General features: G+C 60.7%; 21 protein-coding genes and 1 pseudogene. 10 read left to right on the top strand and 12 right to left on the bottom strand.

What is annotated here, in order from left to right:
• Positions 1-22: 22 nt before the first annotated feature.
• Positions 23-946, bottom strand: coding sequence for a LysR family transcriptional regulator (locus AC0KW6_RS12405; protein ID WP_474035028.1), 924 nt, complete (start codon positions 944-946; stop codon positions 23-25).
• Positions 947-1,100: 154 nt separating this feature from the next.
• Here AC0KW6_RS12405 and AC0KW6_RS12400 point away from each other — a divergent pair, with 154 nt between their 5' ends.
• From AC0KW6_RS12400 to AC0KW6_RS12385, 4 genes are all read left to right on the top strand, one after another.
• Positions 1,101-1,883 (top strand): CmcJ/NvfI family oxidoreductase, encoded by a 783-nt coding sequence (locus tag AC0KW6_RS12400; protein WP_474035027.1) that lies wholly within the window; start codon positions 1,101-1,103, stop codon positions 1,881-1,883.
• A gap of 22 nt (positions 1,884-1,905) precedes the next feature.
• Positions 1,906-2,871 carry an LLM class oxidoreductase gene (locus AC0KW6_RS12395; RefSeq protein ID WP_474035026.1) on the top strand — a complete coding sequence of 322 codons (966 nt, stop codon included), beginning with the start codon at positions 1,906-1,908 and terminating at the stop codon, positions 2,869-2,871.
• A 12-nt stretch (positions 2,872-2,883) separates the two neighbouring features.
• Positions 2,884-3,672 carry an SDR family NAD(P)-dependent oxidoreductase gene (locus AC0KW6_RS12390; RefSeq protein WP_474035025.1) on the top strand — a complete coding sequence of 263 codons (789 nt, stop codon included), beginning with the start codon at positions 2,884-2,886 and terminating at the stop codon, positions 3,670-3,672.
• A 110-nt stretch (positions 3,673-3,782) separates the two neighbouring features.
• On the top strand, positions 3,783-5,651 hold the full coding sequence (locus tag AC0KW6_RS12385) for a sigma-54-dependent Fis family transcriptional regulator (RefSeq protein WP_474035024.1): 1,869 nt from the start codon (positions 3,783-3,785) through the stop codon (positions 5,649-5,651).
• A 42-nt stretch (positions 5,652-5,693) separates the two neighbouring features.
• Here the strand turns inward: AC0KW6_RS12385 and lpdA are convergent, their stop codons facing one another.
• The 11 genes from lpdA to AC0KW6_RS12330 all read right to left on the bottom strand — a co-directional run bounded on the left by lpdA (position 5,694) and on the right by AC0KW6_RS12330 (position 15,664).
• Positions 5,694-7,088, bottom strand: coding sequence for a dihydrolipoyl dehydrogenase (gene lpdA, locus AC0KW6_RS12380; protein ID WP_474035023.1), 1,395 nt, complete (start codon positions 7,086-7,088; stop codon positions 5,694-5,696).
• 22 nt (positions 7,089-7,110) lie between these two features.
• Positions 7,111-8,382: a HupE/UreJ family protein gene (locus tag AC0KW6_RS12375; protein WP_474035022.1), complete on the bottom strand. Its 1,272-nt coding sequence runs from the start codon at positions 8,380-8,382 to the stop codon at positions 7,111-7,113.
• 67 nt (positions 8,383-8,449) lie between these two features.
• A complete protein-coding gene (locus AC0KW6_RS12370) occupies positions 8,450-9,040 on the bottom strand; it encodes a VOC family protein (RefSeq protein WP_474035021.1) in 591 nt (196 codons plus the stop codon).
• Positions 9,041-9,174: 134 nt separating this feature from the next.
• On the bottom strand, positions 9,175-10,755 hold the full coding sequence (locus AC0KW6_RS12365; RefSeq protein WP_474035020.1) for a GMC family oxidoreductase: 1,581 nt from the start codon (positions 10,753-10,755) through the stop codon (positions 9,175-9,177).
• 21 nt (positions 10,756-10,776) lie between these two features.
• A complete protein-coding gene (locus AC0KW6_RS12360) occupies positions 10,777-11,367 on the bottom strand; it encodes a hypothetical protein (protein ID WP_474035019.1) in 591 nt (196 codons plus the stop codon).
• Between the two features lie 169 nt (positions 11,368-11,536).
• On the bottom strand, positions 11,537-11,899 hold the full coding sequence (locus tag AC0KW6_RS12355; protein ID WP_474035018.1) for a putative quinol monooxygenase: 363 nt from the start codon (positions 11,897-11,899) through the stop codon (positions 11,537-11,539).
• A gap of 51 nt (positions 11,900-11,950) precedes the next feature.
• On the bottom strand, positions 11,951-12,661 hold the full coding sequence (locus tag AC0KW6_RS12350) for a lipoyl protein ligase domain-containing protein (RefSeq protein ID WP_474035017.1): 711 nt from the start codon (positions 12,659-12,661) through the stop codon (positions 11,951-11,953).
• Positions 12,658-13,338 (bottom strand): 2-oxo acid dehydrogenase subunit E2, encoded by a 681-nt coding sequence (locus tag AC0KW6_RS12345; RefSeq protein WP_474035016.1) that lies wholly within the window; start codon positions 13,336-13,338, stop codon positions 12,658-12,660. Before AC0KW6_RS12345 ends, AC0KW6_RS12350 begins: the two co-directional genes overlap by 4 nt.
• Positions 13,335-13,568: a biotin/lipoyl-containing protein gene (locus AC0KW6_RS12340; RefSeq protein ID WP_474035015.1), complete on the bottom strand. Its 234-nt coding sequence runs from the start codon at positions 13,566-13,568 to the stop codon at positions 13,335-13,337. Before AC0KW6_RS12340 ends, AC0KW6_RS12345 begins: the two co-directional genes overlap by 4 nt.
• A 72-nt stretch (positions 13,569-13,640) precedes the next feature.
• Entirely contained in the window at positions 13,641-14,660 is a 1,020-nt protein-coding gene (locus AC0KW6_RS12335) for an alpha-ketoacid dehydrogenase subunit beta (RefSeq protein ID WP_474035014.1), read from the bottom strand.
• A 17-nt stretch (positions 14,661-14,677) separates the two neighbouring features.
• Positions 14,678-15,664 carry a thiamine pyrophosphate-dependent dehydrogenase E1 component subunit alpha gene (locus tag AC0KW6_RS12330; protein WP_474035013.1) on the bottom strand — a complete coding sequence of 329 codons (987 nt, stop codon included), beginning with the start codon at positions 15,662-15,664 and terminating at the stop codon, positions 14,678-14,680.
• Positions 15,665-16,015: 351 nt separating this feature from the next.
• On the opposite strand from AC0KW6_RS12330, the gene AC0KW6_RS12325 reads away from it, so the two are divergent.
• The 6 genes and pseudogenes from AC0KW6_RS12325 to AC0KW6_RS12300 all read left to right on the top strand — a co-directional run.
• Positions 16,016-17,002: a zinc-dependent alcohol dehydrogenase family protein gene (locus AC0KW6_RS12325; RefSeq protein ID WP_474035012.1), complete on the top strand. Its 987-nt coding sequence runs from the start codon at positions 16,016-16,018 to the stop codon at positions 17,000-17,002.
• 93 nt (positions 17,003-17,095) lie between these two features.
• Positions 17,096-18,352 carry an adenylate/guanylate cyclase domain-containing protein gene (locus tag AC0KW6_RS12320; protein ID WP_474035011.1) on the top strand — a complete coding sequence of 419 codons (1,257 nt, stop codon included), beginning with the start codon at positions 17,096-17,098 and terminating at the stop codon, positions 18,350-18,352.
• Positions 18,353-18,733: 381 nt separating this feature from the next.
• Positions 18,734-19,645, top strand: a complete 912-nt coding sequence (locus AC0KW6_RS12315; protein WP_474035010.1) for a 2OG-Fe(II) oxygenase family protein — start codon at positions 18,734-18,736, stop codon at positions 19,643-19,645.
• A 136-nt stretch (positions 19,646-19,781) separates the two neighbouring features.
• Positions 19,782-20,015, top strand: a pseudogene (locus AC0KW6_RS12310) (transposase domain-containing protein); the annotation flags it as partial.
• A gap of 94 nt (positions 20,016-20,109) precedes the next feature.
• The gene (locus AC0KW6_RS12305; protein ID WP_474035009.1) at positions 20,110-20,895 is read left to right on the top strand and encodes an SDR family NAD(P)-dependent oxidoreductase; all 786 of its coding nucleotides are present in this window, start codon (positions 20,110-20,112) and stop codon (positions 20,893-20,895) included.
• Positions 20,896-21,032: 137 nt separating this feature from the next.
• On the top strand, positions 21,033-21,652 hold a 620-nt coding region (locus AC0KW6_RS12300; RefSeq protein WP_474035008.1), incomplete at its 3' end, for a helix-turn-helix domain-containing protein.

Genomic DNA, 21,652 nt, shown 5'->3' with positions numbered 1-21,652 from the left:
CCGGAAATGGGCGCGGTATTCTTTAAGCAGCATCGTTTCCATGCGCCTCCCAAGCCGGCGCCTTGCCAATGCGGGCGATCAGGAAATCCATGAATGCGCGCACCTTCGGCGACAGCACGTTGGCCTTGGGATAGACCAGCCAAAGCACCGACTTGTCAGCCACCTCATAGCCGGGCAGCACCTGCACCAGTGCCCCAGATTGCAATTCCTGATGCACGCTCCACAGCGAGTTGATCGAAACCCCCGCCCCCGCCATTGTGGCCAGCTTCTGGGTCAGCCCGTCGTCCAGGATCAGTCGGCCCTGAGCCTGGCGCGGATCGAACTCCCCGGCCGCGCCGTCCGGCCCCGCCAAGGTACGCGCCGACTGGCTCTTAAAACCGATCAGATGGTGCCGGGCGAGGTCGTCCGGATGCGCAGGCGTTCCGTGGCGGGCGAGGTAATCCGGGGAAGCACACAACACCCGCCGGTCCTCCGCCAGCTTGCGCCCCTTCAAACTGGTATCCGCCAGGGGCGAGTTGCGCACGGCAAGATCAAAACTGCCCTCGATCAAGTCGAAGATGCTGTCGGACAGGCGCATGTCCAGTGTCATTTCGGGAAACTCCTGCAGGAAATCCGGCAGCAGCGGCGCCACATAGAGCTGGGCAAAAGTACTGGGCGCGGTAAAGCGCAAGACGCCTGCGGGACGTGCCCTGCCCTGCCCCAGCGCAGCCCGTGCAGCGTCCTCCTGCGCCAGCATCTCGCGCGCATACGGCAGGAATTCGGCGCCCTCCAGCGACAAAGAGACCTTGCGCGTACTGCGATGCAGCAGATCCGCGCCGAGAGTGTTCTCCAGCTTGGCCAGCCGCGCTCCGGCCACCGCAGGCGCGAGGCCAAGCTGGCGCCCGGCGGCGCTGATGTTCAGCTTTTCCGCTGCCAGCACAAACAGGCGAAGCGCATCCGTGTCCATCTTTATACCCAAAATCCGAATTATGATTTCCTGAATCGGTCATTTATTCGCCGACGGCAACACATAATTCTGGGTGGCAACAGAAATAGGCCGTCAAACATGGCGGGCGCGAAGGGCCTCAGTAGGGCCGCGCCTCCCAGGCAGGAGAACTCCGATGTCCCAAGCTGGATATGTCAATTACCACGTTCACACCCCACACCGTCAGGCCTTTCAGATCGATGCCGGCGGCAAGTCTGGCCGTTTGATCTCGCCTGAACTGATCGAAACACAGGTAGTGCTTACCGACGTGCGGGCGGCCGGGACCGAGCAGCCCGTCTTTGCCCATGACGGCGTCGCCTTCGAATACTTCCCCAGCACCGTTCTCCCCGCGCCAGATACGGACGGCTGGCAGGCCGGCTACGAGGCCGAACTGCGAAGCCTGCTTTACCGTCGGATCGGCGCACGCGATGTGATGATCTTCGACCATACCCTGCGCACCGATAGTGACGCCTCGGACCGCAAGCCTGCGCGCAACGTCCACAGCGACTACAGCCCGGAAGGCGCCGAAAAAAGGCTGGAGGATCTGCTCGGACCAGAGCAGGCCGCCGAATGGCGCGGAGGTCATTATGCCTTCATCAATCTGTGGCGGCCAATCGGAAATCCCGTCAGCAGTGCGCCTCTCGGCTTCATCCGCCCGGACAGCGTTGCACCTGAAGACTGGGTGGAAATCGACCTGATCTATCCGGACCGGCGCGGACACATTCTGGGGCTTGCCGCCAATCCGGGCCACGAATGGATCTACACCTCCCGCATGACACCGGAGGAGATCGTCTATTTCAACATCTACGACAACCGCGGCCTGCCTTCGGTGGCCCACAGTGCCGTCGACCGCATCGAAGACCCAGGCCTGAGCACAGTTCGCCAGAGCCTCGAGAGCCGCGCCGTGGTGCGGTACTGATCCTTAAAACGGGAGCCCCCGAATGCGAGACCTGCCCGAACAGACCCATTTTGACCCGATCAACCGGGCCTACGACGCAGTATTCCGCCCCAACCGGCTGAGCCTTGGCCTCGTGGTGCCGATTGAAGCGCACGGCGCCACCCCCGTGGCCTCGATGGAACGGCATATCGAACGGGCGCAGCTTGCCGAAAACCACGGCTTTGCCGCGCTCTGGCTGCGCGACGTGCCGTTCAATGTGCCCAGCTTTGGCGATGCCGGGCAGATCTTTGACCCGTTTGTTTACCTTGGCGCGCTGTCAATGGCGACGCAGGACATCGCCCTCGGCGTGGCAAGCATTGTCCTCCCCTTGCGCCATCCGGCGCATGTTGCCAAGGCCGCCGCGTCTGTTGATGTGCTGTCGGGTGGTCGTCTGCTGCTGGGGGTGGCGTCCGGCGACCGGCCTGAGGAATACCCTGCACTCGCCAAGAGCTTTGCAGACCGCGCCGCGCGCTTCCGCGAGGCTGTACGATATATCCGTGCAATGGCAGATCCATATCCTGCAGCCGAAACGGCACATGGCACGCTTTCTGGCCAGATGGATATGCTGCCGAAACCGACAGGCACCCGCCTGCCGGTGCTGATCACCGGTGGCAGCCAGCAAACGCCGGACTGGGTTGCCGCAAACGGCGATGGCTGGATGACCTACCCTCGCCCAGGAGACTTGCAAGGGCGGGTGATCGCCGATTACCGTCACCGTATTCAGGATGCAGGACTGGCCGACAAACCGGTCATGCAGTCGCTTTACATTGATCTTCTGGACGACCCCGAAGCCCCTGCCCGTCCGATCCACTTGGGGTTCCAGTCCGGCATCCACGCCTTGCGCCACCATCTGACGGAGCTGCAGGCGCATGGCGTCAACCACGTGGCCCTCAACCTGCGCTTCAACAACCGCGATGAGGAGGACACTCTTAAAGATCTGGCAGAGAATTTGCTGCCCGACTTCACCTGACAGGAGGCAACAATGCCCAAGACCATTCTCATCACTGGCTCCACCGACGGCATCGGGCTGCAAACGGCAAAAAGTATCGCCAGCCAGGGCCATACCGTCCTTCTGCATGGCAGAAGCCAGGACAAGCTAGAGGCCGCAGCAGCAGAAGTGGGCGGCACGAACGAGATTTACCTTGCCGATCTCTCGGATCTTGGCGCCGCAGCAGCGTTGGCAGACGCGGTCGCTGAACGGCACGGCCAACTGGACGCGCTGATCAACAACGCAGGAGTATACAAGGTCCCGCAGACGCGCACGGCAAATGGGTTGGATGTGCGGTTTGTGGTGAACACGCTGGCCCCCTGGGTGCTCACCCAGCGGCTGCTGCCTATCATCTCGCGGGACGGGCGGATCGTGAACCTGTCATCGGCAGCCCAGGCGCCTGTGGACCTGCATGCAATGTCCGGGCAAGGCGCCCTTGCCGACTTCGCAGCATATGCGCAAAGCAAGCTCGCCCTGACCATCTGGACGCAGGAGTTGGCCCGCGCCCTACCCGATGGTCCGGTCCTGATCGCCGTGAATCCCGGGTCCCTTCTGGCGTCCAAAATGGTCAAGGAAGGCTTTGGCGTCGCAGGGAATGACATTGGCATCGGCGCGGAAATCCTCTGCCGCGCCGCGCTGGATGCGGAATTTGCCACTGCCTCGGGCAAGTATTTCGACAATGACGCGGGGCGCTTCACCGAACCCCACGCCGCGGCACTGGACGCAAGTCATCGCAAGGAGGTGATGGAGCGCATCCGGGCACTGACAACCGGGCTAATCTGAGCAGTTGCGGCGAATGAGATGATCGGCAGCTGGATCTCCGTTCAAACGCCACGCAACTTCGTTTGCCGCAGCGCCCGCCGTTGCTGTAAGCTGGTGTGAGGGAGGAACGGATGGCAGTGACAGGAAATCCGTCACAGCTGGGCAATGCCATAACGGCATCCTGGGAACGTTGCGAGCTGCGCTACAAGCTCGCGCGCGATGCCGCCCGTCCGATCCTTCGGTTGCAGTCCACCGAAGTGGCCCCCCGCCTTGAAGAGATGGTGGAGCGCAGCGGCGGCCGCCAGGGAATCATCCGCCAGCTTGCAGAGATTGCGGCCAACGCCGGGCATTGCCTGGTGGTCACCGATTCCGATGGCGTTCTGGTCCGGCTGGAGGGCAACGAGAAAGGACGCGCCACATTTGAGGAGCACGGAATCGCCGTGGGGTCTTGCTGGGACGAGCGCATTGCCGGTACCAACGGCGTGACCATGGCCCTGTCTCAGGGAAAACCTTTCACCGTCAGCGGTCAGCAGCACTATTTCTCTGCTTTACGCCCCTTTGCCTGCTCCGCCGTGCCGCTGTTCGATGCCGAGAACAACATTCTCGGTGCGCTTAATTTCTCCATGCTGGACCGGCGGAACGCCTCTGACTACTTGTTTGCCACGCAGCTGTTGAGCGCTGCGGCCGACCGCATGCAGCGCGTTCTATTTGAACGGCGGTTTCAAGGAGAGATGATCGTCTCGGTCTCTGTGCCGCAGGACCGCAACCTGCTGAAACGGGATGAGCTGGTGGCTATCAACGAGTCAGGCATTATTCTAGGCACCACTTCGGGGGCGCATAGTCTGGCAGGCGAAGATACGCCGGGATCGCTCAAGGGCCGCGCCTTCGAATTAGTGTTCGGCGCCGACGCGCGTGCCCTCGAACGCATACCGGAGCGGGTGATGAGTGCCGGAACCAGCTCAGGTCCGGAGGTGACCATCGCCCCCAGAACACTGGAGCCGACCCGCAACCGTCCGACGTCAGGTGCCGCATTTCGCGCATCCGAGCGCAGCAAACCGAAACGCACGCGGCTGGCCCCCTCCTTTCGGCAGCTTGCAACCGGCAGCGCGCGGATGGCGACCATGTGCAGCCGGGCGTTGGCCTACTTCCAAAAAGGGCTGCCGTTTCTGATTCAGGGTGAGTCCGGCACCGGTAAATCCGCGCTGATCGAAGCTCTCCGGATGGCAAACGGTGCGGACACGGCGCAGTTTCTGACCATAGATTGCGCCAGCCTCAGCGACGGCCCGGAAGACCGCCAGTTTTTCCAGACGATACTGGAACAAACCCGCATCAGCGGAGCTTTCGACACAGCTGATGCGCGCCTGGGAGTGCTGGTTTTCGAGAATGTGGATGAGCTGCCGGGTTTTGCCCAAGCCGGGCTGCGTATGCTCATGGGCGAAATTGAAGCGGACGCCTTGCAGAACTGGGATCAGACGATCGCCGCGCCCCCGAGGATAATAGCAACGTGCCGCCAACCGCTGATGGAGGCCGTTGCCGAGGGCAGGTTCCGCGACGACCTGTACTTTCTTCTGGCCGGGACGGTGGTTGAATTGCCGCCCCTGTGCCAGCGTGAGCGGCTGCAGGAACTGGCCACTCATGTCGCTGGGCAACTGGCCGGAACGCCTACCGAGGTCAGCAAAGAGGCCATGGCCGCCATCTTAGCTCACGGCTGGCCTGGCAACGTCCGCGAGCTGAAGAACGCGATCCAGCATGCGCTGATGGAAGGAGACGGCCGCCGGATAACCGCTGTCGACTTGCTGGAGCTCATCCGACCCGCTCCGTCCGTTTTCCCAGCCGCTGCTCAGCCTAAAATGCCGATACGGGCATACGATGAGCGCGCGATGATCGAGGACGCCCTCGCCGGAACCCGATGGAACGTCTCCCAGGCCGCGCGCAACCTCGGTATCGGGCGCGCGACCATTCACCGGAAAATGAAGCAATACGGCATCTGTCGGCCCTAGCAGCAACGGGGAACCGCTCCTGAGGCCACTACAGGCGGACGGCTACTTGTGGAGAACCCGTCCGAAGGCGTCGAGCACACTCTCGTGCATCATTTCACCAAGCGTCGGATGCGGGAACACCGTGTCCATTAGATCCGTGCCGCTCGCCCCCAGTTTCTGCCCTACAACATATCCTTGAATTAATTCGGTCACGTCAGCCCCAATCATATGCGCGCCAAGCAACCGTTCAGTCTCAGCGTCGAAGACTGTCTTGATCATTCCTTCACCTTCGCCCAGAGCAACGGCCTTGCCGTTTCCTTGATACGGAAAACGCCCGACTTTGATTTCATAGCCTGCTTCTACCGCCTGCGCCTCGGTCAAACCGACGCTTGCGACCTGAGGATGGCAGTAGGTGCAGCCTGCAATGCTGTCCGGTTTGACCGGGTGAGACTTAAGACCCGCAATAAGTTCGGCCACCATCACACCTTCATGGCTCGCCTTGTGCGCAAGCCAGGGGCCACCGGCGACATCCCCGATGGCGTAGACACCATGCACGGCGGTGCGGCAGAATTCGTCGGTGACGATGTGAGTGCCTTCCACGGCCACACCGATCTCTTCCAGCCCCAATCCCTCGACGTTGCCGGTGATGCCTACCGCGGAAATGACCGTGTCGAATTCTTGAATCGTGACCTCGCCGCCCGTCTCAATGTGCGCTGTCACATGGCCGCTATGGCGGTCCAGCTGAACAACCCTTGTGTCTTCGAGAACCTTCATGCCCCGTCTAGCAAAGCTCTTCCGCGCAAGCGCCGAAATCTCCGCATCCTCCACCGGCAGGATCCGATCCATCACTTCCAAAACGGTGGTCTCGGCCCCAAGCGCATTGTAAAAGCTGGCAAACTCCATGCCGATCGCCCCGGACCCGATGACCAGCAGCTTGCGCGGCTCATGAGGCGGCTGCAGTGCGTGCCTGTAGGACCAGACACGCTGGCCATCGGCTTCCAGACCGGGCAGCTCCCGCGCCCGGGCGCCGGTTGCCAGAACGATGTTACCGGCCTTCAGCTCCTGCTCTCCGTCCGCGGTTTTCACGATGACCTTGCCATCCCCGGCTAGCCGGGCTTCGCCCATGATTGATGTTACCTTGTTCTTCTTAAACAGGTAGCCGACGCCGTTCGACAGCTGCTTGGCAATCCTGCGCGACCGCGCAACAATTGCGTCAAGGTCATGCTCCGGATTTTCGATCTTGAGGCCAAAATCCTTGGCTCGGCGGGCCAGATGCAACACTTCGCTCGACCGCAACAGCGCCTTGGTAGGTATGCAGCCCCAGTTAAGGCAAATACCGCCCATGTGCTCGCGTTCGACACAGGCCACGTTCAGCCCCAGCTGTGCGGCCCGGATGGCTGCGACATACCCTCCAGGTCCCGCTCCGATCACGATCATGTCAAAGGTCAATTCGGTCATCTTGGTTCTCCTTGGAATGCGATCAGACAAGGCCAAAGGCCGTTGTAGTATCAGAAAGGCGGCTGAATGCCGTGGTGATGGCTAGGACAGCGATGCAAGCCGCCAGCCCTTTTCGCCAAGCTATCTCCAATCCGGAAAGAGCGCGGTCGGCGAGCCAGATCACCGGCAGGACAAGGGCGTAGATTGCAAACTGGCATGCCTCCAGTCCGGCCGCGAAGGCTGTCAGCTCCAGCGCGTCGATAGAACCGGCAAACACAGCCTGGGAGGCTGAGGCGGCAAAGCCGTAACCATGGATGAGCCCGATCACGAACATGCTCGGCATGCCCAGCGGATGTCGCCTGCGCAGGACAATGCAGATACCGGCTGCAACGATGGTGAGCGCGATACCCAGCTCGACCATCGGAATGAACCAAGCAGCGGCGGGTGCGGCACCATAGAGACCGGCGGCCAGTGTGATCATGTGCCCAATAGTGAAGGCCGAGGCCAGGGCAAGGGCCTCACGCCAATGGAATGCGGCTAGGGCAATCAGGGCTATGATGGCCAGATGATCCAGGCCAAGGTATATGTGCTCCGCCCCCAGCAGGGCCGCGCCGCCAAGGACCTGCCAGACAGTCTGCGCTGCAGGAAAGGAAACATCGAGAACCCCGATCATGGCGCGGGTCTCGGTGGCGCCGTCGCGGTGCAACTTCACCACCGTTCCGAAGCTCTCGATCACCTGAAAATTCCGGCCGAGCGCTGACGTAATATGCAGCTGTCGGCTAAGGACTCCGGAGGGTATCGACAACGCCACATCGAGGGTGAGATCGAAATACGGCGCGACGGAGGGCACCGAAGCAGGCCCGCTAACCGCCGCCTGGGCGGACTTCAGGGTTCCGAAAGCGGGCCGGGAAGCATCAGCATGAAATCGGACGTGTTCCAGCTGTGTCTGCACGTAGCGGCCCTCGGCCCGGATAGAGATTGACCGTTTTAGGAGCGTCTCCAGCTCCAGCCTGCGGGCCTCTATCGCCTGCGTATCCAGAAAGGCCTCCTCACCTTTTTTGACGCCAAACGGCGGCAGCCGGGTCTCTTCCTGTCCCTGCCAGTCATCTGGCAGCAGTGCGAGTGGCGCAGGCATGCGGATGAGGATCACCGCGCGGCCCGGACCGTCTTGCGCAATGTGAATGATGCGCGGATCGGAGTAGCTGAAATGCGCTTGCGCGGCCCGGGGCAGGCAGAACACCGCGCTTAGCAAGGCCGCAAGAATAACAGAAAGGTACAGGTGCCGCGCGGTCTGCGCGAAAGCGATCTGGATCATGAGCGCCCTCGTCTATTGAGGCTGCGGCAAAAGCTGCCGCGGCTTGGCTGCGTGGATGTAAGCCGCGTCAGGAGCGCGGGTCCCAGAAGGAGCGGTTGTTCTCCTGCTCGTCGAGAATGCCGCCGGGCGCGCTGACGATTTCCATCTGCATGCCCCAGGGCGTCAGGAAATAGACCCAGTCCATGCCTTCCAGAAGTGTGCCGGTCAGCGGATGCGGGTTTTCCAGAACCTGCACACCCTTGTCGCGCAGGTACTGCGTCGCAATGTTAATGTCATCGACGTAGAAAGCGATGTGATAACCGCCGATGTCGCTGTTCTTCGGCGGCTTGGGATTCTGGTCCGGCGAGGTGTACTTGAAGACTTCAAATGCCGGCCCGTTTCCGCATCGCACCATGGTGATCACCTCGATCACCGCGCGCGGGTTGACGTTCAGGTTCTTCTGCATCCAATCGTCCTCGAACGGGCCAAACGGGCCGAATGAAAAGAAGGCCTCGCATCCCAGGACATCAACGAGGAAGTTCACCGCTTCGTCCACGTCCGGCACGGTGATCCCGATATGCTGGGTTCCGCGCATGCCCGGCAGTTCGGCCGATGCGGCCGCCGGAATACCAAGGGCCAGCGCAGCTGTGCAGGCAAGTTTGCTGAGTGTCTTGAACATAGTCTTATCCTTTGTATGGGGTACGGGTGCGGGCTGCGGCAGACCGGGCAGGCCTGCCCTTCGCGCGCACGATCACAAACCTCCAGCGCAGCCAGGCTCGAGGACCTGACCGCACCGGTGAGGCACGCTTTGTCTCAGATGTTCTTGGCTGCCATTTGCTGGGCGACGTACTCGGCCTGCCGGATCGCCAGGGCGACGATTGTCAGTGTCGGGTTGGCCGCGCCGGATGTGGTGAAGGTGCTGCCGTCAGACACAAACAAATTCGGAATGTCATGTGTCTGGCCATAGCCGTTCACAACCCCCTTATCTGGGTCCTCGTGCATCCGCGCCGTCCCCATATTGTGGCTGGCCGGGTACATCGGCAGGTAGTGCGTCGATTCAGCACCAACGGCATCGTGAATCTTGCGCATTGCCCCATAGGCATGATCCAGCATGCGCATGTCGTTGATGTGCGGGGTACGATGCACGACGGGCACCGGCAGACCATATTGGTCCTTTTCGTCGTCATGCAGCGTGATGCGGTTCTGCTCCTGCGGCATATCCTCGCCCACGATGTAGACGCCGGACATATAGTCGTATTTTTCCAAAGGCGCGGTAATGTCACGGCCCCACCCGCTGTTGCCGGGACGCAGGAAAAGCGACATGAAAGGCAAGCCCAGTGTCAGCTTCTCGATGTGATAGCCGCCGATAAAACCGCGCTCAGGCGCGTTCACCGCTTCGTCCGACACGATCCCGGCAACTTGGGTGCCGCGGTGCATATGGACCCGTTCCGGCATGACACTGTAGACACCGCCATTGGTGTGAACCATGTAGTTCTTGCCGACTTGGCCGGACGAATTTGCCAGTCCGTCAGTGTATTGCGAGCTGTTCGAATTCATCAGAAGCCGAGGGGTTTCAATTGCATTGCCCGCGACGGCGACAATGCGGGCCTTCTGGCGCTGGAGGTTGCCGTCGGCATCCGCGTAGACGACACTGGTCACCTTGCCATTGTCGTTGTGCTCAATCTGAACGGCCATCGAATTGGTGCGGACCTCGCATTTTCCGGTATCCACCGCTGCCGGGATTTCGGTGATATTGGTCGACCATTTGGCTCCGATCTTACATCCCTGCATACAGAAGCCGATCTGCTGGCAGGCGGGACGACCGTCCCGGTCTTCCGAATTGATCGCCATCGGCCCGGACGCGATGTCCTTGTAGCCAACCCGCCGGGCCCCTTCAGCGAGGACACGGAAATCATTGTTCCACGGCAGATGCGGCATGCCGGTTGTCTTGCCGGTTACCCCCATCTTCATCTCTGCCCGATCATAATAGGGCGCGAGTTCCTGAAGCGTCACCGGCCAGTCTTCAAGGTTGGCATCCTGGATTTCGCCGTTGACCGTCTTCATCATGAACTCGTGCTCATGCAGCCGCAGCGAAACTGCAGCCCAATGCACGGTGGAGCCGCCCAGCCCCTTCACCAGCCAGGTTGGAAGCGTCGGGTGGTTCTGCGTGCCATGCCAGCCGCCGGCCGAATAACGCCGGTCCAGCCAGGTCAGCTTATTGAACATACCCCATTCGTCATTCTCGATATCGTCAAACTCGAACTCGCCGCCTGCTTCCAGAACAACAGACGAAATACCCTTTTGCGCCAGCTCGTTCGCCAGGGTGCCCCCGCCGGCGCCCGAGCCGATGATGACGACCACGCTGTCATCGTTCAGATCAAATTTTGCAGTCATGATATATGTCCTCCAATCCGCTCAAGCACCGACAGCTTTGAGACGCTCTTCCAGCGTGGGGCCTTCGGGAATCCAGGTTGCATCGCTGAATCCGCGGTCGATGTAGCCGCCGTGTTCCCAAGACGATCCCTCGTAGCCGAAGCGGGGCCATAGGTCCTTGTTCACATAGATTCCGGACCAGGTGGCCCACCGAAGTTTCTGGAAAAAATCGCTGTTCTCGATGGCCCGCAGCAGGCCCTCGCGTTTGTCGTAAACATCGACAGATGCGTAATTCACGCTGTAGAGCTCAGTTGCACGTGCGTTCAGATCGCTCAAGCCCGCAGTCAGCAGCACTGCCGTCTCAGGCGTGGTATCTGCTTCGTCCAGCACTCCACCGATCACGGCCCGGTAGACGCTGACCGGCAGAAACTGCGGATGCGGATAGATGTCTTGCACGATTTGCAGCAGAGCGGCGGCCTGATCTTCATCCAATGCAGCGGCAAAGGATGAACCGGCGGAGCCAATGACCGTTGCGGCACTGACACCTGCCAGCGCGGTTGAAACCAGGAATTTGCGCCGGCTGACACCGGATTGATTTTGTTCGGGCTTTAACCCGTTGTGAGTACGCGTCATCACTTTCTCCTCCAAAAAGTCTGCTGTTTGATCGGCGGGAACCGCCGAAACTGCGGCCAGGGCCTGGGTACAGGCGCACGTGGTTCTCCGGCGCAGGCGTATGGGTCCCGGCCGCACTCATCGAACCTTCGATTTCCGCTGGATCGCCCGCGCATAAGGCGGGCTGAGTTCAGAAGCGGTTGAAACCGCCCTGCTGGCGCAGATAACCGGGCTTCACCGCTTCCAGAACACCCCGGATATAGGGTGTCGCGTTGTCTGAAACGATTGCCTCGCACCCTTCGACCAGTTCGAAAAACCGGCCAGCGTAATGGTCTGCAAATCCCTTGACGTGCAAATCTCCGCTGGCACCGTCCGCGTATCGCTCGACGGTGTGCCAGGTGACGCCGTCATCTTCCATGTACCACTCGTAGACCGAGGTGCCCTGCTCCTGCCGGGCGCGTTCGACAAGTTCGTCCATAAGCGCTCTGAAACCGGCAGTATTTTCAGATGGAACACCGATTTTCAGGTGAACGTGTATCGTGTTGTTGGACATTATTTCCTCCCTGTTTTTACAGCCGCCCTCCTCCGGCAGCTGTTTTTCAGATCACGCCGCCGGGGTGGCGGTCCTCCTCGTTTCGATTGCTTGCAGGTCCTCGACCGCGACTGCGTGCAACTCACGCGCAAGCTTTACCATCTCCGGCCGGGTACCGCCCTGCACGCGCTCAAGCGTGGTGTGCGCCTTTGCAAAGACGGGACCAAGACCGATAGCCCCGTTGAAAGCGCTGACCGCTTCAGTCCGCGCTTTGATCCCGCCGCCCGCCAGGATCAGCGCGTGGGCCAGAACGCGGCTGCGTCCGGCGCCAATCGGCCGCCACCGCTGGGCGGTTCCAACAACCTTCTTTCCCGCAATGGACAGGTTCCAGTCACCGTCGCAGAAGCTGCTCGGCGTAGGGCCCGCGGTCATAACGGAGCCAACATCACCAAGCGCGCGGCGGACGATGTCCGTTATCAGCCTGTAGCCGTCTGCAATCGCAAACCCGCGCGGCACAGCGAGGGCAACTGCAAGGTTCAGCACACCCGCTCCCTGGGGCACAGCACCACCCCCGGTCGGCCTGAGCAAGACAGGCCAGCCGTCTCCCGATGAAGCAACGGCGGCAGCACGGAAACCCGGCTTTCTGCGATAGGAGAACGGGCAGACAAGTATGTTGGCCTTGCTGGTCCAGACGCCTGCAACGGGCTGCCGCGCATTCAGGAGGTCGGCCTCAAAGGCCAGCCCCTCTCTGGCGTCGGAGAATTCCCTGAGGACGGCAGTCATTGCCCCATCCTTTCGATCTCCTCGCAGATCGCGGTCAGCAGATCACCGGCCGGCGCCCCATCAAGCGCCCGATGGTCAAAGGTCAGCGACAAACCCACATGCGGGCGCAGCTCGATACCGCCATCCGCAGCGCGAACGGCCCTGTCCGTCAGACGTCCGATCCCGAGGATGCAAATCTGCGGGGCGTTGATGATCGGCGTAAAGTGCTCCACCCGGGTGAGGCCGAGGTTGCTGACGGTGAACGTTCCGGCGGTCATCTCCGTCACGCTGAGCTTATTGACCTTGGCACGGGCAGCCAGATCCTGCCGGGCTGCGCGCAATTCGGATACATCCATGTCTCCGGCGCCAAAGATCGCCGGGGCAACCAGCAGATTGCCCGGCAGGGCAATCGCCACTGACAGATCGATGGCGCTTGAAAGCTTGACCTCCCTGTCCTCAACCCGGCCATTGGCGTCCGGATGTCTTTTCAGCGCGCGGATGACGGCGGCCATCAGCAGGTCCTCGACCGAGACCTTGGTGCCCGCCTCTGCCAGACGCACCTTTTCCGACAGCAGCGCGGTCGCGTCGGCGCTTCCGTGATGGGTGAGCTGCGCTGCGGTCTGCAGGCTGCCCACCATCGCATCGGCAATCATCCCACGCACGCCTTTTAGCGGTACGGTTTTAATCTCTCTGGTCATTCGACGGATCCGATCACCGCACCCTTGGCGACGACGGCATCGGCCTCCTCCTTGATGCGCAAAGTGCCGGAGGCAGGCGCAAGGATTTCATACTGGACCTTGGCGGTCATGATTTCGGCGATCAAAGCGCCCTCTTCGACGCTTGCACCGTCATCCGCCAGCCATCCGGTGATGACGGTATCCTCATCCTCTTCCCAGAGATCCGAGGGGATTACGATATCAGTAGCCATTTCGGCATTCCTTCTCTGTCCGGGGCCGCAATGCGCGACCCCGCTGTTTCTGCGTTTTTCGGGTATGGCGGGTCAGGCCGCGTTCATCGCGTCCCAGGCTGCGGTGATCTTGTCCGGGTTGGGCAGGCAGTGCTGCTCAAGCACGCGGGCAAAGGGGATCGGAACATCGGGGAAAGCGACCCGCTTGGGCGCGGCCTTCAGCACCGAAATGTCATGTTCGGTCACCGTGGCGATGATCTCGCCCGAAACGCCATAGCTCATGTAATCCTCGTCCACCACGATCAGCCGGCCGGTCTTGGCCACCGACGCACGGATCGTGTCGCGGTCGAGCGGCACCAGGCTGACGAGATCCACCACTTCGGCACTGACGCCCCGGGCTTCCAGCTTGGCCGCCGCCTTGAGCGCATTGTGAACCCCCATGCCGAGGCTGACGATGGTGACGTCCTGGCCCTCGCGCACGACCTTCGCCTTGCCGATTTCGACGGTGTAGCTTTCCTGCGGCACATGCACGGTTGCCCCCGGTTCGGTGCCAAGCCAGCCCATGCCCTGCAAACTCTTGTGGTACATGTAGACCACCGGGCTGTCGTCGCGCATCGCCGCCGTCATCAGCCCTTTGGCGTCATAGGCATTGGACGGCGCTACCACCTTCATACCCGGCAGATGCGCAAAAGTGCCGTAGACGCATTGCGAGTGCTGGCCTGCGTCCGAATAGCCGCCGCCGGTGGACGTCATCAGCACCATCGGCACCTTGAATTTCCCACCGGAGAAATAGGTATTCTTGGCCATCAGGTTATAAATAGCATCAAAGCAGACACCGAAGAAGTCCACGAACATCAGTTCAACGACCGGGCGCATGCCATCCTGCGCGGCCCCCACTGCGGCCCCGATAAAGGCAGTTTCCGAGATCGGCGTGTCGCGCACCCGCTCGGGGCCGAACTCCTCCAGCAGCCCGCGGGTGTTGCCGTAAACACCGCCAAGCGCGCCAATATCCTCTCCCATCACGAAGACGGAAGGATCGATTTGCATTTCCTGCTGTACCGCTTCGGCCATGGCGCGGGCAATGGTCAGCTTTCTTTCGTTCGATTTGGTCATGTTTTCCTCCCTCAGGCTCAGGCAAAGACGGCTGTCAGCGCGTCTTCGGGGGCCGGATCTTCGCTTTCGCGGGCAAATTTGATGGCGGCGTCCACGCGGGCCGAGCTGTCGGCTTCGATCGCAGCCAGCTCCGCCTCCGTGGCCGCGCCCTCGGACAACAGACGCGCCCGCATCTTCGGGATCGGATCCTTTTCCAGCAGCGCATCCTTCTCGCCTTCGGGCCGGTAACCTTCTGCATCGCCCATGAAGTGGCCCGCCAGACGGTAGGTTTCGACTTCCAGTAGGCTGGGGCCCTCACCCGCCCTAGCGCGCGCAATGGCTTCGCCCGCTGCTTCGTAAATGGCGTACGGGTCATTGCCCTCGACCCGCTGGCCCGGGATGCCGTAGGCCGCGGCGCGCTCGGCGTTGTTCTCAATCGCGGTTGAGGTTGTTTTCGAAACCGAAATGCCCCAGGCATTGTCCTCGATCACGCAGACAAAGGGCAGGTTCCAGACCGCGGCCAGGTTCATCGCCTCGTGCCAGGCGCCCTGGTTGACCGCACCTTCGCCAACGAAAGCAACGGCGACGCCCGGCAGCCCGCGCATTTTGCGCGACAACGCAGCGCCGACGGCGGGGCCCATGCCCTGCGCAATAATGCCCGAGCAAGCAAAATTCACATCCGCATCAAAGATGTGCATATGCCCGCCGCGCCCGCCGGACAGACCTGTCTTCTTACCGAAGATCTCTGCCGCCATCCGGTCGAGATCCACACCCTTGGCAATGGCCTGATGGTGCGGGCGGTGAGTGGCCGTGACCACATCCTCGGGAGCCAGGTGCGCACAGACACCCACCGCCACCGGCTCCTGCCCGTCGGACAGGTGCATCTCGCCGGGTATCGGACCGTTGGCCATGTTGAAAACCGGCGATTTACCTTCGAAATAGATTCCCGCAATGGCCTCCTCGAACCTCCGGCTCGTGACCATGTTGCGGTACATCCAATGCTGTTCTTCGTGTGTTGGTATCATCTGCTCCTCCCAGAACTGCGGCTGACGTGCCGCTCAGATAACTGTCCAGAGGTTGCGGGGAGAGCACCCAGCACTGCAATCCGGTAGACCGGCAAGCCGGGCCTCGAAGGGCTTACATGTTTCATGGCGAGACAGTTTGAGACAGTTTGGAACGCTGCCCGATACAACCGTTTTGTAAGGGCTTCCGGTCCGGGCCAGCGGGCGGGTTCCATTCAGGTATGGGTAAGCCACCCGAGCCCGGCGAGCGAATTTATATAGAAAATCGAAAAACTGAAGCAATAGATTACTCAGTTATCATGGGCACAGAGATGATCTAGCTAATCCTCATCAACTTCCACCAGGAGACGCACGATGAAAGCTATGACCCTCACTGAATACGGCGCCGACGCCAAGTTCGTGTCCGCAGAGATCGCAAAGCCCGAAGCAAAGCCAGGCCACGTTGTCGTCCGCGTAGCGGCGACCAGCGTGAACACTGTCGACACGATGATCCGCAGCATGGGCAAGGACCTTCCGCTCTCCCCCGAACTGCCCGCCGTTCTGGGCATGGACTTTGCAGGCACGATCGACTCGGTCGGCGAAGGCGTGACCGGTTTCAAGCCGGGTGACGAAGTCTATGGCTGCGCCGGCGGCCTGCTGGACTTGCAAGGTGCTCTGGCCGAATACATGCCCGCTGATGCCCGCCTTATTGCCCACAAGCCAAAGACCCTCTCAATGCGGGAAGCCGCCGCAATGCCGCTGGTCGGGATCACCGCCTGGGAAGGCCTCGCACGGGCCGGCGTGAAAGCGGGCGGGAAGGTTCTCGTGCAGGGCGGTGCCGGAGGTGTCGGCCATCTGGCAGTTCAGCTGGCCCGGCATCTTGGTGCGGACGTCTACTCGACCGGCACCGGCGCAGCGCAGATCGAGACCATCCAAGGCTACGGCGCTACGGCGATCGACTTCATGAAAGAACCGATTGCAGAATACGTCGGGAAATACACCGGCGGCGCTGGCTTCGAGAAGATCTTTGACACCGTCGGCGGCGGCAATCTGACCAATTCCTTTGCGGCGGCGGCGCTCAATGCGCATGTCGCAACGACTGTCGCACTGCTCGAGCTCGACCTATCGCCCGCGCATTTCAAAGGGCTGTCGCTCCACATCATCTTCATGCTGCTCCCGATGATCCACGATCACAAGCGCCAGGAGCATGGCGACTTCCTGGCCAAACTGGCTGAGATCACCGACGCCGGCGCCTTGACGCCCTTGCTTGACGAGATGTCCTTCAGCTTCAGCGAGGTCGGCAAGGCCTATGACCGCCTGACCAGCGGAGAGGCCATCGGCAAGGTTGTCGTCGACATCTAAGCGGGCCGTTCCGCTAAAACTGCTGCGGGCAGCGCACCAAAACCGGCTGCGCTGCCCATCCTTTCTCTTTGCCGTAGAAAAGGTAGCGCCCTCATGGCAATCCACTCCAAACCTCCCCGCCTCCCGTCGGCAAGTACCAAGAGGTTGGACCCGTCCACGAGAGACTATCCTCCCGGCGTCAGCCTGTTGCGACGCTGTCATCTGCCGGTAGAGCCAGGAAATCACACCGATGCGGAGGCTATCAGCCAGTGGCTGCTCGGTGACGCCTCCCGCACATCCGGCATGATCGGCTTGATCGAAGGTTTTGTCAGCTTTCTTGCCCAGGCGGACCTTGGCGTCAGCCGGTTGAGTCTGAACGTCGGCACACTGCATCCACAAGCCTTGGGCTATGCCTGGAACTGGAGCAGAACAGACGGTTTTTGCGACGAAATCCAAATCAGCGAAGAGGTTCTGCAAACCGACGCCTACAGGAAAAACCCGCTGTATCGCGCGATGGAGCATGGCGAGACCGTCAAGGTACAGCTGCGTCGCTCTAGGCAGATAGCCGAAAGCAAACTAATGCAAGCCTTGCAAACCGAGGGTTTTACCGAATACTTGGCAGTTCCGTTGTCAGCCAGTTGCGAACGCTTCAATGCGGTTACGTTGGCGACCCGGCAGACGGGCGGCTTTGCAGACAGCCAGATCCGAATCCTAAACCAGCTACTGAAATTGTTCGCCTTGCATGTGGACCGGCACATTGCGATCAAGATCACGGAGAACATCTCATACACCTACCTGGGACGCGAGGCGGGGAGCAAGGTGGTCAAGGGTACCATTAAGCGCGGCACTGGCGTCGTCGTGGACGCCATCGTCTGGCAATCGGACATGCGCGACTATTCCCGGCTCGCCGACACTTTAGACAGCCATGTGCTGGCATCCATGCTGGACAGCTATTTCTCGGTCATGGCTGAGGCCGTGACAGCACATGGCGGCGATGTATTAAAGTTCATAGGGGATGGCATGTTGGCGATCTTTCCTGTGAAAGACTTTGGTGATCGCCGCAGTGCTGCCTGTGCTGCAGTCTGCGCGGCCCGCGAGGCAATCAGACAACTGCGGCAGACCAACAAAGAAAGCCTCCGCCGACAAGGACTGCCGCCGCTTAAGAGCGGAATCGGGCTACACGCTGGCGATGTATTTTTCGGAAATGTTGGTGCTTCCAGGCGGCTGGACTTCACCGTCATCGGCGAAGCGGTCAATATTGCCAGCCGCATCGAAAGCCTTTGCAAGCCGCTCCGACGCAGCATTCTGGTTTCCGAACAGGTCGCGAACCTGCTGGATGCCCCTGCGGAACCCATCGGCACACAGTGCTGAAAGGAACCCGCTCACCGCAGCCCTTATTTGCGCCGCACCCATAAGCCCCGAAACTATATTGAATATCGAAATTCTGAAGCGAGAAATTGCAGATTAATATCATTCTTAATGGGCATTAGTGTCACTGGCAGGAGAGCATTTGCATCGCTCTTTCACCGCGTCGCCTCCGGAACGCTACCTCTGCGGCACCGTAAGGAAAGGCGCCCAGCCAGATTGGGGACAAGAATGAACTACGACAATTTCACCACGCTCACTGCGGAGAGGCGACGGGGCCACCGAACGCACAAGCAGCAAGCGGTTGCCGGAAATCCTGGCGGTAGGGCCTGTGCGCTATTGCCCCTCAATCAGGGCCTTGCGGCCTGAAACAAAGGCAGATCAACCATGTCACCGACTTCACTTGAACAAGCACGGGCCGTTGCCCGGCCCAGTAGAGAAGAAATGCTGGAGCGTTCGCCCTCAGTACAGCACTTCTGGCACCGGAACCGCGACCTGTTTAAATCCGCCTGGGCGAGATGGGAGCAAGAGGAAGAAGGCCGCGCCGCAGCGCTGGACGAATCCCTATATGACCCTCGCCTGCGTGCGGCGATCGTACAGGCCTGGGCTGACCCCACTACGGAAGCATCCGTCAAAGACCTGTGGGAAGAGGTATTCCCCGGTGTCTATGCAGCCCAGTTCTTCGACCCTGAACGCCTGGGCGTCCTGCGCGGCTACCTCGATAAGGTGGCCAATGCAGAAATCCCGCTGCGCCCGCCTTATGGCATCGTTCTGAACCGTGGTGGCGCCCTGCTGGATCCCCGTTCCGAAGGCTATCTGGCCGCACCGAATTTTCAGACGTTTTACCGGGATCTAATGGACAGCTACATGCGGCCGGTCTCGCGCCTGCTATTCCCGGATATTCCCGGCTATGACAGCCAGACCTTCGGATTTTCCATCCGCTGGCAGGAGAACAAAGATACGTCTCTCCGGCCTCACACGGACGCGTCTTCAGTGACGCTGAACATCAACCTGAACCTACCCGGAGAGGAGTTTTCCGGTTCAGCCGTCAGCTTCTATGATAACCGGACCCGACAGGTCAAAAAGCTGTCCTTCGCTCCTGGCACGGCTCTGATCCACCATGGCAGTGTCCCGCATGCGTCCGAACCGATCACAAGCGGAGAGCGGTACAACTTTGTGCTTTGGCTTTATGGAAAGTACGGACAGATTCCACCGCAAGACTCCGGCTCCAGCTGCCTCAGTCCCCAGGAGCGCTGGACCATGCCGCAGAACGCCTCTGACGGGTTTGCCCCGTTCTAAGACCGGGTAAGGTCCAAGGGGCCGCGCCTGATGAGCGTGGCCCTTGCCGGTCAACAACACACGGCCTGCTCGATTGGGCAAAATAGACATTGGGCCTTGGGGAAGGCACCAATGCCCTAAATCATCGTTTACTTTAATGGCATCTGCACCCTCCACGAACTGCCGTGGGACGGCAAGGAGGGCGGTGTGTCAACGGCGGCGCAAAATCCGGCCACGGGGCGGAGCAAAGTCGGAAAGCCTGGATCAGCTTCAGCTCAGGCTTAAGGAAGAAGAAACAGCGGCAACGCAGGTTGCAGGTGAAGAGGTTCCTGACGGTGACGCCGAAGGACAGAAGGCCAAACCAAGACGCAATCCGCTGCCGCCCGAACTGCCCCGGATTGATCAGGTTCTGACGCCCGGATACGCCTGCACACGCGGCGGCCAGCTTCGGACCATTGCCAAGGATGTGACGGAAGAGCTGGAGTATGGGGCAACTCAGGGGGAAAAGGGTGGTCGTGACCGGCGCGAGCCGTGGCATTGGTTCGGCAATTGCGCAGGCTTTCCTCGAAGAGGGTGCCGAGGTGATCGGGGTGGCGCGCGGCACTGCGCCGGACGGCGACTGGGCTGCGCACCCTCGGCTGCATTGGCAATACGCAGATCTGTCTTCTGCTCCGGAGGTCGCCCGCCTGTTTGATGCGGCAAAAACTCGTTGGGGTGGTCTCGACGTGCTGATCAACAATGCAGGCGCGCAATTGGCCAAATCTGTTGAGGATTGCAGCGAAGAGGATTTCACGATGCTTTCGGATGTGAATATGCGCGGCGTATTCTTGTGTTGTGCGCAAGCGCTACCGCTGATGCGCGCTGCGGGCGGCGGTGCGATCGTCAACATCGGCTCCATTGCCGGGATCACACCCGACTACGGCCTTCCGCTCTATAGCGCCTCCAAGGCATGGGTGCATGGTTTTACAAAGGCCCTGGCAATTGAACACGGGCCCGAGGGCATCCGTTGCAATGCTCTGGCGCCGACTTGGACGCGAACCGAGCTTTCTGTCGAGCTGTTTCAGGAGGAGGCCGACCCGGCCTATGCCGAAAATGCCACTAATCGAAGGCATCCGATGGGGCGCATGGCGGAACCGGAGGATATCGCCCGGGCGGCAGTCTACCTTGCCGACGCTGGAGCCGGTTTCGTCAACGGTCAAATTCTGGCCGTTGACGGTGGGTTGGGCGCAGCCTCTCAGATCAACCCGGCGTTGGATTTTCAACTCGGCTAAACTGAATTAGTCTTGATGTGATCTGACACCGCCCCCTTCTCAGCAAGCTGAAACGGGGGCGGCGCATCTCTTGAAGGAGATGATGGTTGCCCGTTTTGATGGTGGTGCAAACCCAACCACAAAACGAGGAAACCACGATGTTGAATACTACCGACAAGATCATCAAACACAAAACCGGTCTGCTGAACCTGGCCGAGGAATTGGGTAATGTGTCGAAAGCCTGCCAGGTCATGGGCTACAGCCGGGACACATTCTATCGCTATAAGGCGGCGGTTGAAGACGGCGGCGTGGAGGCGCTGTTCGAGCGCACCCGGCGCAAGCCCAATCTGGCGAACCGGGTGGACGAAGTCACGGAACAAGCGGTCATCAAATCCGCCACTGATTTCCCGGCCTATGGCCAGGCCCGCACCTCAAACGAGCTGCGCAAACTGGGTGTGTTTGTCTCGCCCTCGGGTGTCCGGTCGATCTGGCTGCGGCACGATCTGGCGAATTTCAAAACCCGGCTCAAGGCACTGGAGGCCAAGGTCGCCGAAGAAGGCACCATCCTGACCGAAGCGCAGGTGCAGGCGCTGGAAAAGAAGAAGCTGGACGATGAAGCCTGCGGCGAGATCGAGACCGCTCACCCAGGCTATCTCGGGTCACAGGACACGTTCTATGTAGGCACCCTCAAAGGCGTCGGGCGGATCTATCAGCAGACCTACGTCGACACCTATTGCAAGGTGGCGCATGCCAAGCTCTACACCACCAAAACGCCCAT

The organism is Leisingera sp. SA215 (assembly GCF_055902035.1).
Note: the sequence above shows the minus strand (reverse complement) of the source record. Positions and strands in the feature narration are given on the sequence as shown.

Bases quoted from the DNA above. Each gene is read 5' to 3' on its own strand.
- AC0KW6_RS12335 (WP_474035014.1), bottom strand. From the start codon at position 14,660: ATGACCAAATCGAACGAAAGAAAGCTGACCATTGCCCGCGCCATGGCC.
- AC0KW6_RS12355 (WP_474035018.1), bottom strand. From the start codon at position 11,899: ATGTCCAACAACACGATACACGTTCACCTGAAAATCGGTGTTCCATCT.
- AC0KW6_RS12315 (WP_474035010.1), top strand. From the start codon at position 18,734: ATGTCACCGACTTCACTTGAACAAGCACGGGCCGTTGCCCGGCCCAGT.
- AC0KW6_RS12325 (WP_474035012.1), top strand. From the start codon at position 16,016: ATGAAAGCTATGACCCTCACTGAATACGGCGCCGACGCCAAGTTCGTG.
- AC0KW6_RS12345 (WP_474035016.1), bottom strand. From the start codon at position 13,338: ATGACCAGAGAGATTAAAACCGTACCGCTAAAAGGCGTGCGTGGGATG.
- AC0KW6_RS12390 (WP_474035025.1), top strand. From the start codon at position 2,884: ATGCCCAAGACCATTCTCATCACTGGCTCCACCGACGGCATCGGGCTG.
- AC0KW6_RS12340 (WP_474035015.1), bottom strand. From the start codon at position 13,568: ATGGCTACTGATATCGTAATCCCCTCGGATCTCTGGGAAGAGGATGAG.
- AC0KW6_RS12360 (WP_474035019.1), bottom strand. From the start codon at position 11,367: ATGACGCGTACTCACAACGGGTTAAAGCCCGAACAAAATCAATCCGGT.
- AC0KW6_RS12385 (WP_474035024.1), top strand. From the start codon at position 3,783: ATGGCAGTGACAGGAAATCCGTCACAGCTGGGCAATGCCATAACGGCA.
- AC0KW6_RS12350 (WP_474035017.1), bottom strand. From the start codon at position 12,661: ATGACTGCCGTCCTCAGGGAATTCTCCGACGCCAGAGAGGGGCTGGCC.
- AC0KW6_RS12405 (WP_474035028.1), bottom strand. From the start codon at position 946: ATGGACACGGATGCGCTTCGCCTGTTTGTGCTGGCAGCGGAAAAGCTG.
- AC0KW6_RS12330 (WP_474035013.1), bottom strand. From the start codon at position 15,664: ATGATACCAACACACGAAGAACAGCATTGGATGTACCGCAACATGGTC.
- AC0KW6_RS12305 (WP_474035009.1), top strand. From the start codon at position 20,110: ATGGGGCAACTCAGGGGGAAAAGGGTGGTCGTGACCGGCGCGAGCCGT.
- AC0KW6_RS12365 (WP_474035020.1), bottom strand. From the start codon at position 10,755: ATGACTGCAAAATTTGATCTGAACGATGACAGCGTGGTCGTCATCATC.
- AC0KW6_RS12370 (WP_474035021.1), bottom strand. From the start codon at position 9,040: ATGTTCAAGACACTCAGCAAACTTGCCTGCACAGCTGCGCTGGCCCTT.
- AC0KW6_RS12400 (WP_474035027.1), top strand. From the start codon at position 1,101: ATGTCCCAAGCTGGATATGTCAATTACCACGTTCACACCCCACACCGT.
- AC0KW6_RS12320 (WP_474035011.1), top strand. From the start codon at position 17,096: ATGGCAATCCACTCCAAACCTCCCCGCCTCCCGTCGGCAAGTACCAAG.
- lpdA (WP_474035023.1), bottom strand. From the start codon at position 7,088: ATGACCGAATTGACCTTTGACATGATCGTGATCGGAGCGGGACCTGGA.
- AC0KW6_RS12375 (WP_474035022.1), bottom strand. From the start codon at position 8,382: ATGATCCAGATCGCTTTCGCGCAGACCGCGCGGCACCTGTACCTTTCT.
- AC0KW6_RS12395 (WP_474035026.1), top strand. From the start codon at position 1,906: ATGCGAGACCTGCCCGAACAGACCCATTTTGACCCGATCAACCGGGCC.